The 12,748-nt window shown below is 59.8% G+C and carries 9 protein-coding genes and 1 pseudogene; 6 read left to right on the forward strand and 4 right to left on the reverse strand.

The window, feature by feature from the left end; genetic code table 11:
* The first annotated feature begins 351 nt into the window (after positions 1–351).
* The 3 genes and pseudogenes from H6650_19065 (at position 352) to H6650_19075 (ending at position 2,248) form a co-directional block, all read left to right on the forward strand.
* Positions 352–627, forward strand: a complete 276-nt coding sequence (locus H6650_19065; GenBank protein ID MCB8954110.1) for a winged helix-turn-helix domain-containing protein — start codon at positions 352–354, stop codon at positions 625–627.
* Positions 628–783: 156 nt separating this feature from the next.
* A pseudogene (locus H6650_19070) lies at positions 784–1,770 on the forward strand (hypothetical protein).
* Between the two features lie 277 nt (positions 1,771–2,047).
* Positions 2,048–2,248, forward strand: coding sequence for a DUF2892 domain-containing protein (locus H6650_19075; GenBank protein MCB8954111.1), 201 nt, complete (start codon positions 2,048–2,050; stop codon positions 2,246–2,248).
* 260 nt (positions 2,249–2,508) lie between these two features.
* On the opposite strand, the gene H6650_19080 is transcribed toward H6650_19075, so the two are convergent.
* Positions 2,509–3,801: a LysM peptidoglycan-binding domain-containing protein gene (locus tag H6650_19080; protein ID MCB8954112.1), complete on the reverse strand. Its 1,293-nt coding sequence runs from the start codon at positions 3,799–3,801 to the stop codon at positions 2,509–2,511.
* Positions 3,802–3,879: 78 nt separating this feature from the next.
* Positions 3,880–4,908, reverse strand: coding sequence for an endonuclease/exonuclease/phosphatase family protein (locus tag H6650_19085; GenBank protein ID MCB8954113.1), 1,029 nt, complete (start codon positions 4,906–4,908; stop codon positions 3,880–3,882).
* A 272-nt stretch (positions 4,909–5,180) separates the two neighbouring features.
* Between H6650_19085 and H6650_19090 the strand changes: the two genes are divergently transcribed.
* The 3 genes from H6650_19090 (at position 5,181) to glnA (ending at position 8,172) form a co-directional block, all read left to right on the forward strand.
* Positions 5,181–5,663 carry a peptidylprolyl isomerase gene (locus tag H6650_19090; protein MCB8954114.1) on the forward strand — a complete coding sequence of 161 codons (483 nt, stop codon included), beginning with the start codon at positions 5,181–5,183 and terminating at the stop codon, positions 5,661–5,663.
* Positions 5,664–6,096: 433 nt separating this feature from the next.
* Positions 6,097–6,474 (forward strand): RNA-binding protein, encoded by a 378-nt coding sequence (locus tag H6650_19095; protein MCB8954115.1) that lies wholly within the window; start codon positions 6,097–6,099, stop codon positions 6,472–6,474.
* 294 nt (positions 6,475–6,768) lie between these two features.
* Entirely contained in the window at positions 6,769–8,172 is a 1,404-nt protein-coding gene (glnA, locus tag H6650_19100; GenBank protein ID MCB8954116.1) for a type I glutamate--ammonia ligase, read from the forward strand.
* A 111-nt stretch (positions 8,173–8,283) separates the two neighbouring features.
* Here glnA and H6650_19105 read toward each other — a convergent pair whose 3' ends face one another.
* Together H6650_19105 and H6650_19110 are read right to left on the reverse strand one after the other, a co-directional pair.
* A complete protein-coding gene (locus tag H6650_19105) occupies positions 8,284–9,630 on the reverse strand; it encodes a hypothetical protein (protein MCB8954117.1) in 1,347 nt (448 codons plus the stop codon).
* Between the two features lie 109 nt (positions 9,631–9,739).
* Positions 9,740–12,691 (reverse strand): hypothetical protein, encoded by a 2,952-nt coding sequence (locus H6650_19110; GenBank protein MCB8954118.1) that lies wholly within the window; start codon positions 12,689–12,691, stop codon positions 9,740–9,742.
* Positions 12,692–12,748: the final 57 nt, after the last annotated feature.

Below are 12,748 nucleotides of genomic sequence, written 5' to 3' on the forward strand. Positions count from 1 at the left end.
CTGGCAAGCTGGTTGATAGTTTTGACCCCTTTGGCGGCGTCCAGCGCCACCTTGAACTTGAACTGCATGTTGTACTGTTTACGTTTTTGTGTCATTTGTTGCCTCCACAAGCTGATGACAATGATACCTCTATCCACCTTAGCTTGTGGTCTAGTTTTTGGGGGTCATTATACTTTGGGCAAAGAGGAAACCATTTGCTCAATTGCTTGTTGCACCTGCTAATCTATTTTCGTGGGTGTATTGGTGTTGGTTTTCTTCACACCCTAATCATGCCTCAATACACCCACATTTTCATCCCGTATTAACTTCCAGTTAGGGAAAACCAAAGTAATCTACCAGGGGGCGAAACGGGTGGAAGACCTGGCTCCACTAGAGCAAGCTGTGTTAACGTACCTGCTGTCGCATCCCTACGTGCCCCATTCACATGACGACCTGATCACGAATTCGTGGTCGGAGGTGGAAAACACCGCTGGCGTTTCCACGGAAGCGGTCTACCAGGTGGCGCGCCGCATCCGCCTGAAAATCGAGCCAGACCCGACCCAGCCCATGTATTTGGTGACGCGGCGCGGCGGTTATCAGTTCTTCCCCGAAGGGCGTCCTGATGAAGCGGGAGAGAATGCACGCTGATGTAGAGGAGACGGCACGCGCCGCGGCGTACCGCCATAAATGACAACATCTTCCCGGAAGCTGCTCCCCAGGGCCATCATCCGTGACGAAGCTTCCGGGAAGATTTTTCTCGAAGGAGAAGTTATGACACGCTCATTTGTCGTGCTGCTGCTGATGATGACGTTGACGGCGTTTTGTCATCTGCCGCCATCGACAACCCCAATGCCCCCCACCGCCCATCCGACCACGTGCCCCATCTTCCCCGCCGACAATATCTGGAATACGCGCGTAGACGATTTGCCCGTTCACCCGATGTCTGATGTCTTTATTGCCGGCATCGGCGCGGACACCGGACTACACCCTGATTTCGGCGCGGGACTGTGGGCTGGCGGCCCCATCGGCATCCCCACCGTCACTGTTGGCGGTAACCAGCCCCCCGTGCCCATTGACTTCATCTGGTATGGCGACGAAAGCGACCCAGGTCCTTACCCCGTGCCCCCGGACGCCCCTATTGAAGGTGGCCCACAGAGCGACGGCGACCGGCACGTCATCGTCCTCGACGAAGATAACTGCCGCCTCTACGAGTTGTACTACGCCTGGCCGCAACCCGACCAAAGCTGGCAGGCCGGCTCCGGAGCCGGCTACGACCTGACGAGCAACGACCTGCGCCCCGCCGGTTGGACCTCCGCCGACGCCGCCGGGCTGCCCATTTTCCCCGGCCTAGTGCGCTACGATGAGGTCGCGGCGGGACGGATTGACCACGCGCTGCGCTTTACAGTGAGCGAAACGCGCCGCGCTTACGTCTGGCCGGCGCGTCACTTCGCTTCCGACGATGATGACCCCGCGTTGCCGCCGATGGGGCTGCGCCTGCGCCTGAAGGCCTCGTTTGATGTGTCGCTGTTTCCGCCGCCGGTGCGCGTGATCCTCACGGCGTTGCAGGAGTAAGGCATGATGATCGCGGACAATGGCGGCGACTGGTACATCAGCGGCGAGCCGGATGAGCGGTGGGATAATGATATGCTGGTGGTGGCGCTGGCGGCGGTGAAAGGGCACGATTTTGAGGTAGTGGATACGGCTGGCCTGATGATTGACGCGGATTCGGGCGCGGCGCGGGGGATGGAGGCGGCTTATTGGGTGTGGATGCCGGCATTTCTCGCCCCCTGACTCCCCGCCCCCCCGCACCTGATCTTTGGCATCATAAATAGTGACAATCCTCCCTAACGCCGCCGCCCATTCTCGCATAGACTCACGGGCATGGAGTCCGGGGTAGCAGGGGACTCAACGTGGTGCGAGTCCACCCGGACGCCGCCGACGCACCGCCTCACTTTCTCCGATCCCCTGGTCTCCTGGCCTAATTCCTATGGCAAAATGGCTGGTCCTGAATTCGCAGGACCAGCCATCGTTTCCCAACCCCCGTGACGTGCAAACGGAGAAAATCATCATGACCAAAAACATGGGCGACCTGGACCGTGTAGTGCGCTTTCTGGGTGCTGTTGTGCTGGGCATCCTCTATTTTGCCCACGTCGTCAGCGGCACAGTCGCGCTGGTGAGCCTGATCATTGCCATCCTGCTGCTGCTGACCAGCCTCGTTGGCTTCTGCCCTCTCTACGCGCCTTTTGGCATCACCACGCAACGAAAATGACGCCCCGGTTCCCGGCTTGGCCGAAAAAAAAAGAGCGGCGCGAATGTTCGCGCCGCTCTTTTTTCAGGTAACACGGAGTTCGACAGGCTCAGCTTGAAATTCCGTTCCTTAGTAACCGTCCGAAAACAACTTCACACTTTTCGCGGACGGTTACTGACAAGCTGTCCGCACATTTCCGCTAACTTAATTGCGGACAGCCACTTAGGAGCTGCTTTTGGGAATGATGGGAGTGAGAAGCGTGGGCCGCACCGCGAGGCGGGTCAGGCGCGACGCAGCACGAGCATGACGAAACCGCCCAGGATGAGCAGCCCGACAGCAACGAGTAACAGATTGTTGTTGGCCGGTGTTGCCGGCAGGGAACTGGCGGTGTTTAGGACCAGGGGGGTAGCAGTGGCGGCGGAGGTGATTGTGGGGATGGGGGTGGGGGAGAATGCCGGCATCGGCGGTGTCAATTCAGCAGCCGGCGTGCGTGTGGGCGCGGGCGTAAACGTGGGAGGATAAGGCGGGGTTGCCGTGGGTAGCGGCTCCCGAATCCACAGCAAATCCCCCGGATGCAGCACCGGGTCCGTCGTCAGGCCGTTGAGCGCATACAACTGGCCCAACGTCAGGCCATGCAGCGCGGCAATCGTCCACGCCGTTTCCCCCGCGCGCACAATATGCTGCAACCGCGGCGTGGGCGTCGGCGGCGGGGCTTCTCCTTCCGCCAGCCGCACCTTCACCAACTGACCCGGCTGCAACACCGCGTCCTCCGTGAGGCCGTTTAGCCACAACAACGTCTCCATCTCCAGATTGTACTTGTACGTCAGGTACCAGAGCGTTTCCCCCTCCTGCACCGTATGGTTCAGCGGCGGCGTGGGCGTCGGCGGCGGGGCTTGCCCTTCCGCCAGGCGGATAAGGATTTCCTGCCCGGTGCGCAGTAAGGGGTCGTCCGGCAGGCCGTTGATCAGTTCCAGATAGGCGAGGTCTACATCGTAGTAGGCGGCCAACGTCCACAGCGCCTGCCCCGGCTGCACGATGTGGACAATGGAGCCATCATCACGCGGGGGGGCCAACTGCACGGGCGTGATGAAGAGGGGCTGCGCCTGCGGTTCTTGCGCGCGCGGCGCGAGGGCGGTTTCCTGGCCGGGCGCGGGCGGGCGGCCCATGACCAGGACGTAGTAGTTCTGGTCGCCGCTGGAGGCAAAGCCGACGCCTGCCTCCACGTTGTTGCTGGAGACCATGCCGGCAAAATGCACCGGACTGTTCTCCCACCAGATAACGGCCTGGCGCGGCGACAACTTTGTGCCGCCGACGATGTTTTCCGAGACGTACCCGGTGCTGGGGTAGCCTACGCCCACGGCGCGGCTGTAGGGGGTGGAGCCATTGGTTTCCGTGTGGCTGTAGGTGTTGGTGGCGGCCATCCAGTTGGCGTGTATCTGCGCCGCTGTGGCTAATGTGGCGTTGTACTGGTACGGGGGCAACCCATTGGCGGCGCGCACCTGGTTCACCAGGCGCAATGTTTCAGAGATGGGATCGGCTTGGGCCTGCGCGGTGGGCTGGGTTCGGCTTGTCACGAGCAGCACCGCCAGGAATAGGCTGGCTAAGAGAATTCGACGCTTCATAGTGCGGAACTTTAGCATGATCGGGAGCAGTTACCAAACGGATGCCGGCAAAACCTGAGTCGGGGATGAGGGAAACGGGACGGTTCCGGCGAACCAGAAGCGGGCTTCCACGGGATCATGGTCGGATGCACCGCGCGGGGTGCTGGGATCGATGTGCAGGAAATGGGGCGAGGCGGCGTTGAAGTGGAGGACGTCAATGCCGGCAAAACGTCGCCGCAGCCCCTCACTGACAAAAATATGGTCCAACGTCTCCGGCGCGCCATTCCGCCTAAACGTGTACGCCGTCGCCTCCCCTTTCAGCGGCAGCAGATTCGTCAGCGGCGGCTCCTGCCCGCTGCCCGCCAGAATTCGCAAAGGGCTGTTCGTGGGATCTCCTCCGGTGCGCGGCGGCGAATAATTCAAGTCTCCCGCCACCATCAGCAGCGCCGCCACATTTTCCGTCAGCACCTGTGTGGCAAAATCGCGCACGACCTGCGCCTGCGCTCGCCGCTGCGCCTGGAAGACACGCAGCATTTGCTCCTTGTTCGCGGACAGAGATGCCGGCACGTGATCGCTCTTGAAATGGTTCGCCACAATCATCACCTCCTGCCCGTTGAGGTGAAACACCCCCACCAGCGGCTCCCGCCCCGGACTGGGGCTATCCGGACCGAAAGCCGCTTCCACGCGCGGCCCCTCAAGCTGCCACGCCCGCGACAGGCCGCAGCGAGCCTCATCCCAGAGAAACCCTACCTCAATTCCCCGCCGGTCACTGCAAGGGAGCGAAATTCCCTCGTAGCGCGTGCCTGGCGGTGCATGACGGTTGACATGCGCCGCCAGCCGCCGCAGTATCTCCACGCCACCGACTTCCTGCACCACAATCACCGGGGGCAGCCGCAGTTCCTGGCGAATCGCCAGCGAGAGCTTGGCAACCTGCACTTCGACGAATGCCTGCGCGATTCCCTGATCATGGTCTGCCGGCGTCACGGATGGGGGAAACAGGTTGCACAGGTTAAACGTGGTGATAACCGTATCGCCGGATGGGCCGGAGCGAGTGCTGATGGGTTCGTCAGGAAGGTCCATAGGGCATCCAGTATAACACAGGCCACGCCGATTCAAGATGATGGGACGCGGACTGCCCGCGCCGTCCTTGACAGGAACGAAAATCCGCTGTATCTTTCTATTATCTTTTGTTTTTTGATGTGACGTTAACGAGACGACCCAGACTGGCTTGTCTGGGCTTTTTTTTGCGATGTGTCCAGCGATAGCTTCTCCTCATCGTTTGCTCCAAGCGTGCGAGCCAACGGAGGCGGTGAATCAGGTAGCGGCCTGCGCAATGATTTGAGGAGTGGCTGATGAGTAATGATGCCCTGATGGTTGATGATGGCATGGTGGTCCGTATGGACTACACGCTGCGTCTGGATGATGGAAACGAAATTGACAGTTCCGCGCCGCAGGGACCGCTGGAGTTCTTGCAGGGAATAGGCCAGATTGTTCCTGGTCTGGAGTCTGCATTGTACGGAATGCGGGTGGGGGATGAGAAGAAGGTTGTGGTGGAGCCGATCGATGGGTATGGTGAGTTGAACGCCGATGAATTCCAATTGGTTTCCCGTGATGCTTTCCCCACGGGGATGGATTTGCAAGTAGGAATGCGACTACAGATGCGCGACACCGATTCAGGCGCGACGTTCGACGCGACCGTGGACGAGGTGCGCGCGGATAGCGTCGTGCTGGATTTCAATCACCCGTTGGCGGGCGAAACGTTGTTTTTTGACGTTAAAATTGTTGGTTTAAGGGCAGCCTCCCCTGAAGAGATGGCGCACGGTCATGTGCACTAGATTCAGGCTCAGTGGTTGTTGGGTGACGCTAAGGCGCGGAAATTAAATAAGGCAACAAGGGTGTTTCCTTACCGCTCCTTCAAACTGGTGCTGCAATTCACGTTTTTTTTAGCGCCAGTTCTAAACATGTTTGGCTGGTGGAATGCCGGCATCCCCTATTCCTGGAAACAGAAACGATAAGAACCGTTTGGCGCGGTTCCCGATACGACACCAGGGTCTTCGTTCGTTTTCTTGCAGCCTGCGGACAGGTTGCGCCATTCTGGCCCTGGCCTCAACAGGCGCTATCTGGTGACGCGGGTTGCTCTATTGACCCGCCGCGGATTCCTCTCGGAGTCCCGCGTGAGTCGCTGTTTGTTGGCATCGGGTACGAATCAGCCAGTGTGTGCTGATTTCGGAATAGATGCAGCATCTATTACCTTTTTCGGAGGATTACATGAATATCTACGTTGGAAATTTGCCACGGCAGACGACTCAAGACGAGCTGCAAGAGGCATTTGAAGCATTTGGGACGGTTGATCGTGCGGTCATCATCCTGGATCGAGATACCGGTCAGTCACGCGGGTTTGGTTTTGTGGAAATGCCTGACAAAGCGGAAGCGGAAGCGGCTATTGCCGGCATGAACGGCACGGATCTTGGTGGTCGCACCCTCACCGTCAACGAAGCCAAGCCGCGCGAACCCCGCAGCGGCGGCGGCAGTGGTGGTCGCTTCGGTGGCGGACGCTCTGGCGGTGGTCGTCCCGGTGGCAGCGGCGGTGGGCGGCGCGATGATCGCCGTGATGACCGTCGCGGCGGCGGGCGCGGTGGCTGGTAGAACAGCCCATTCATGGTGGTAGGAAGACGGAACGTCCGCCGGTCTGAGATGCGCTGACAAGCGCATTTGACACCGGAACGCACTCTGGCTATACTCCCGCCCGTCAATAGGATACTATTTAGGGTCACGACGCCCCCGCACCAACCATCTGGTTGGTGTGTGGGGCGTTTTCACTTTCTTGCCCGCTACTTGTCGGCGTGGCGACACGACCAACTACCAACCATCGACCATCAACTTTTCTCAGGCGAGCCAGAAACTCGTCCCACATGATTTTTTTGAAGGAGATCGTAGTTTATGAAAACCCCCAGCGATGTGATGGCCTATATCAAAGAGAAGGGCGTTGAAATTGTAGACGTGAAATTCACCGATTTGTTTGGACAATGGCAGCACTTCTCCATGCCCGTGGAAGCGTTTGACGCGGACACCGCCTTCAGCGAAGGGATGGGCTTTGATGGCTCCTCTATTCGCGGCTTCCAGAGCATTGAGTCCAGCGACATGATCCTGATTGCCGACCCGGACACCGCGGTGATGGATCCCATTTGCGCCGCGCCCACGCTCAGCCTGGTGTGCGACGTATACGACCCGTTGACGCGCGAGCCGTATTCACGCGATCCCCGCTACGTCGCCAAGAAAGCCGTGGACTATGTGCGCGCTACCGGCATTGCCGACGAGGTTTTTATCGGCCCGGAAGCGGAGTTCTTCATTTTTGACCAGGTGAAATACTCCGCCGGCGAATACTCCTCCGTCTATCAGGTGGACAGCATTGAAGGACCGTGGAATTCCGGCATTTTTGGTTTTGGGCACTCCGTGCCGCACAAGCGGGGCTACTTCCCGGTGGCTCCTTTTGACACCTTGCAGGATATTCGCTCCCAGATGGTGCGCGTGATGATTGCTTCCGGTCTGGATGTGGAGGTGCACCACCACGAGGTGGGGACGGCAGGCCAGTGCGAAATTGACCTGAAGTATGATTCGCTGGTGACGATGGCGGATAAGGTGCAGTTGTACAAATACATTGTGAAGAACGTGGCAAAGGCGAATGGGAAGACGGCCACGTTCATGCCCAAGCCGATTTACGCGGACAACGGTTCCGGCATGCACACGCATCAGAGTTTGTGGAAGGATGGGAAGCCACTTTTTGCCGGCACGGAATATGCCGGCCTGAGTGAGATGGCACTTTATTACATCGGCGGCATTCTCAAACACATCAACGCCCTGCTGGGCATCGTTGCGCCCACCACCAACTCCTACCGCCGTCTGGTTCCCGGTTACGAGGCGCCCGTCGTCGTCGCTTACTCGGCGCGCAATCGCTCCGCCGCCGTGCGCATCCCCATGTACTCCAACTCGCCGAAAGCCAAGCGCGTTGAGTTCCGCTGCCCCGATCCCGCCGCCAATCCGTATCTGGCCTTCGCGGCGATGGTCATGGCCGGCATGGACGGCATCAAGAACAAGATTCATCCGGGCGCGGCCGCGGACATGGACCTGTTCGACGAGGAGAACATCTCCAAAGTGACCACGACGGTGGGCAAGCTAAACGAAGCGCTGGACGCGCTGGCGGCGGATAAGGCGTTCTTGTTGGAAGGGGGCGTCTTTACAGAGGACTTGCTGGAGGCGTTCATCTCCTACAAGTTTGAACATGAAGTTGGTCCCGTCAGTTTGCGCCCCCATCCGTATGAGTTTTTGCTGTACTACGGCGCGTGACGCGGCGCGTCAAGCGGCGCGATTCGCCTGGATAACGAGAATACAAAAGTCTGCCAGACTTTTGTATTCTCTCCTACGAACTGGAACAGTCTTCGAGACTGCTCCAGTTTTTTATGGCGGGGTGACTTCGACTTCGTATGCGCCGATGTCGCAGGCCGGCCCTTGCGGGCGAGGGATGCCGCGTTGGTCGGTGGGGAGGCAGGTGTCGTTGTTGCCGGCATCTATCGCCAGACTTCCCGATAACAAAGCGTGCGTCAACGTCGGACCGCCATTGTCCTGCAACGGACCCAGCAGCGGGTCCGTGTTGGGCAGGTCGCCGGGACCGGTCAGGTTGCAGGAGCCGTCGCCGGACAGGTTGTAGCCCAGAGAGATGAGCGGCGCGCCGACGCATTGTTCGCCGGCCAGATTGTTGGCGATGATGCTGTTGTTTACGTAGACCTGGCTTTGTGCGTGAACGTAGCTGTTGACGCCGCCGCCGGTGCTGGCCTGGTTAGCCGTAATCGTGCTGCCTTGCAAGTAGATCAAGCCCACGCGATTGTAGATGCCGCCGCCGAGGCTGGTGACATTGCCGGAAACGGTGGTGTTGAATACCAGAATGAGGTCTGCTTCCTCGTTGCTAATGCCGCCTCCTTTGCCGCCGGCATGATTGTTGGTGAGTGCGCATTGGCTGAGCAGCATGATAGGTGTGTCGCCCCGATTGTGGACGCCGCCGCCCAGGTCGCTGGTGATGTTGCCGGAGATGGTGCTGTTATTGATGATCACACGGCCCCCGTCATTGGTGACGCCGCCGCCGTCGTCGTTGGAAATGTTGCTGAGTACTCTGGCATGGCTGACGACGGTGGTGCCGTGCGCGGTGAAGATGCCGGCGCCGCCATGCGCCATGTTATCCCGGATGAGGGTGGCGATGATGAAAAGCGTGCCGCCGTCGTTCATCACCCCACCGCCATCATGACCGGAATAATGGCTGAAGATGACGCTGTCTTGCACGCTAAGGGAACCGGTATTGTAGATACCGCCACCATCCCCGCTGATGTGCCCATCCCGAATGGTCAGCCCACGGATGGCCACGCCACTTCCGCTCACGTTGAAGACGCGGGAGGCATTGTTGCCGCTGATACCTAACATGCTGGCTCCGGGGCCTTGAATGGTCATGGTTCTGGTGATGACCAGTTCGCCGCTTGTTAGCGTGATGGTTGCCGGCTGCGGCAGATCAAAGTCAATTTCCCCTTCGTCGCACACATCAACAAGCGCCTGGCGCAGCGTGCCGGGGCCGCTGTCGGCGGCACTGGTGACGGTGATGGCGGGCAGGCAATCTTCGCTTTGCGCCAACGCCCCCATCGCGGGCTGCGCGGCGGCTGTCTGGAACGAATACGAGATCAGCAGGGCCAGCATGAGTGTGACTACGATGATGGCCCCGATTGTCCTTTTGTCTTTCGGAAAGGATTGTTGGAAAAGCATGGTGCTTACCCCCTCTTTGGCGGCAGGCGGTGCGCCGTCTACCGCCAGAAATCGGGCCGAAGTTGCAGGTGGAACTGGTGCGGGGGGGAGGCGCGGGGGGGGGAGTGGGTTACGGTGATGCCGGCACAGATAACATTGCTTCGCTCCCTGTAACCTGGCCTATCCAATAGCCAATCGCCCCGGAACCATCGCGGCAGAGCCGCCAGCCGCGTAGTTCCGTGCGTGAGACAAAATAGCCGACGGACAGCGCATTGCAGCTTAGCCCCGGATCGTAGCGCAGCAGCAAGCGTGGCGACGGCGTGGGCTGAAATCTCCACAAGCCGGTGGCGCTGTATCCATCGACGTAGCTGCCATCCGCCAGCAACGTGTAGCGTCCCTGATCCCTGCTGCCATCGTTCATCCAGTACTGATACACAATCCGCAACGCGATACCGACCCATTCATATGCGCCGATGTCGCAATTGTCACCCTGGGGGCGAGGGATGCCGCGCTGGTCGTCGGGGAGGAAGTTGCCGCCGTCGTCGAAGCAACTGCCGGCATTAATCGCCACACTCCCCGCCGCCAACGCATGAACGGCCGTCGCCCCGCCATAATCGCCCAGAGGCAGCAGTGACGGCTCCTCGTTGGGCAGATCCGTCTCCGCCGTTAAATGGCAAGAGTCATCATTGTCCAGGTTGTAGCCACGCGATTCATACTGGCCGCCGTCGTTGGTACAGTTGCCGATGCCGTTGTGGGCGATGATCGTGTTCCGCAGCGTGATGGCGGCGAGGCTGGCGGCGATGCCGGCGCCGCTGCCGCCTTCGTTTGCGGCAATCGTGCTGTTTTCAATCAAGAATTTGGCGTAACGCCCGGCGGCAATGCCGCCTGAATAGGTGGCTTCGTTGTGGGAAATCGTGCTGTTGAAGATGTGAAAATCGACGTAGCCGCTGGCGGAAATGCCCCCGCCGTAGAGGTTTGATTCGTTGTCCGCCACCGTGCTGTGGCTGAGGAGGACGTTGCCGGCATAAACGTACATGCCGCCCCCCTGACCACTATTCTGCGAACTTTGCACATCGTTGCCGGCAATCGCGCTGTCGCTTATTCGCAGGCTCCCCGCCTCGCTGAAGATGCCGCCGCCGCGAGCCAGCGCCGACGTGGCTTCGTTTTCCATAACGCGCGTGAATGCCAGCCGCAGATCGCCGCCATCGTTATAGATGCCGCCGCCAATTTCCGCCTCGCCATCGCGGATAGTCATGCCTTCCAGGCTGACCTGATAGGGGCCAACGTAGAAAACGCGGTTCTCCCCGCCCCCGCTGATGATGACCTTGCCCGCGCCGGAGCCGACGATGCGCAACGGTTTGTTCAGATACAGTTGCCCACTGGTGAGCGTGATGGTGATTGGCTGCGCGAAGTCCACGGCGATAGTCGCTCCCGGACAGCCGAAGCGAATGGCCTGGCGCAGGCTGCCAGGGCCATCGTCGGCGTTGTTGGTGACGGGTAGCGCCGGCGCGCAGGCGGCGGCAATGTAGGTGGTTTGGTGTGGCGTCAGGGCCTCGTCGCTGTTGACGATGACCGTATTGGTGATGGGTTGCCCCCAGGGAACGTCCAGATTGATGGTGACGGGCAGGGTGAGGGTGATGGTTTGCCCATGCACCAGCGAGAGGTTGCTGCCAATCATGGGCAGGTCCGCCGCGTCGTGGGCGAGGATGGCGTCGGGTTGGGGTGGGTCCAGCGTGACGGGAGCGGCGAAGGTCAGTTCCGACGGCAACGTATCGGAGACAATCGCCGTTGTGGTCGTCATCACGCCGTGGTTGGTGAGCGTGATGACGTAATCCACGCGCTGTCCGGGTATGGGCATGCCCTCGCCGATGCGTTTGCGTGGCTCCAGGTCCACCGCCTGCGTTTCCACCGCGCCTATGTCGCAGCCGTCGGCGGCATTGGGCAGGGTGGGGCCATCAACGGGACGGGGCAGGCCGCGACCATCGTTCGGGACCGGGTTGTTGTCGAAGTCAGTGCAAATGCCGGCATCCAACGCCGGGCTGCCGGTCAGGAGAGCGTGTGTCGGCAGACCGACGTCATTCACCTTCAGCGCGCCTAATTGGGGATTGCTGTTGGACAAATCCCCTGGCCCATTCAGGTTGCAGGAATCATCGTCGGCCAGGTTATATCCCAACGACGTGATCAGTGATGGCGCGCAGTTGGCGGCCACCTCGTTATTGGCTACGATGCTGTCTCGTAAATCAAGCGTCCCCTCGCCGTTCAAGATAGCGTAACCTGGCGCGATAGGATCGACACGGTTATTGGCCACCGTGCTGTGGCTGACGTGCATGACACCACCCAGGTTAAGGAGGGCGCCGCTGTCATAGATGGCCATATTGCCGCTGATGGTGCTGTTCAGGATCGTCACCAGACCGTTTAGATTGGTTATGGCCGCCGCTTCTGGACCGCCACCGCCATAGACCTGGTTTTGGCTCAAGGTGTCGCGGTACATGAATAGCACACCGTTTTGATTATAGATGCCTCCGCCCAGGGCGGCCGTATACAGACCACTTGTATGGACGGAATTCGCGCGGATGAGTGTGTCAGTAACGAAGAGGATTCCCTGATTGAAAATGGCCCCGCCGTAACCCGACGATTGCACCGCATCAACGGAATGGTTCTCTAGCAGGGTGTCGGTCAGGTGCAGTTCACCCGCATTCAGGATGCCGCCGCCATAGTTGTATTCGTTGCCATTTGCCAGGCGGAGATGATTCAAGTTGACGCCTTTGCCGCTGACGCCTACGAGCAGAATGCGCGATTCCCCGTTGCCGCTAATGGTCAACTGGTCGGTCCCTGGTCCGTTGATGGTCAGGGCTTTGTCTATGGTCAATTGGCCGCCGGTGAGGAGGATGGATGCCGGCATTGGCAAATCAAAGCCAATCTCGCCCCCCGCGCACACGTCCAAGATCGCCTGGCGCAAACTGCCGGGGCCACGGTCCGCGTCGCTCGTGACCATGACAATCGGCTCGCAACCTGCCGCGCCCGCCGCGCCCGGAACAGGCGAAGCCGCCACCAGAACGAGAAACGCAAGACAAATGAGCATGACAAGTTTGCTTCTTAGCAGGCGAGGCAGAGACGCCAACAGGGACATGGATACACA

It is taken from the genome of Ardenticatenales bacterium (genome assembly GCA_020634515.1).
Taxonomy (GTDB): Bacteria; Chloroflexota; Anaerolineae; order Promineifilales; family Promineifilaceae; genus JAGVTM01.

Bases quoted from the DNA above. Each gene is read 5' to 3' on its own strand.
- H6650_19075 (MCB8954111.1), top strand. From the start codon at position 2,048: ATGACCAAAAACATGGGCGACCTGGACCGTGTAGTGCGCTTTCTGGGT.
- H6650_19085 (MCB8954113.1), bottom strand. From the start codon at position 4,908: ATGGACCTTCCTGACGAACCCATCAGCACTCGCTCCGGCCCATCCGGC.
- H6650_19090 (MCB8954114.1), top strand. From the start codon at position 5,181: ATGAGTAATGATGCCCTGATGGTTGATGATGGCATGGTGGTCCGTATG.
- H6650_19095 (MCB8954115.1), top strand. From the start codon at position 6,097: ATGAATATCTACGTTGGAAATTTGCCACGGCAGACGACTCAAGACGAG.
- glnA (MCB8954116.1), top strand. From the start codon at position 6,769: ATGAAAACCCCCAGCGATGTGATGGCCTATATCAAAGAGAAGGGCGTT.
- H6650_19105 (MCB8954117.1), bottom strand. From the start codon at position 9,630: ATGCTTTTCCAACAATCCTTTCCGAAAGACAAAAGGACAATCGGGGCC.
- H6650_19110 (MCB8954118.1), bottom strand. From the start codon at position 12,691: ATGCTCATTTGTCTTGCGTTTCTCGTTCTGGTGGCGGCTTCGCCTGTT.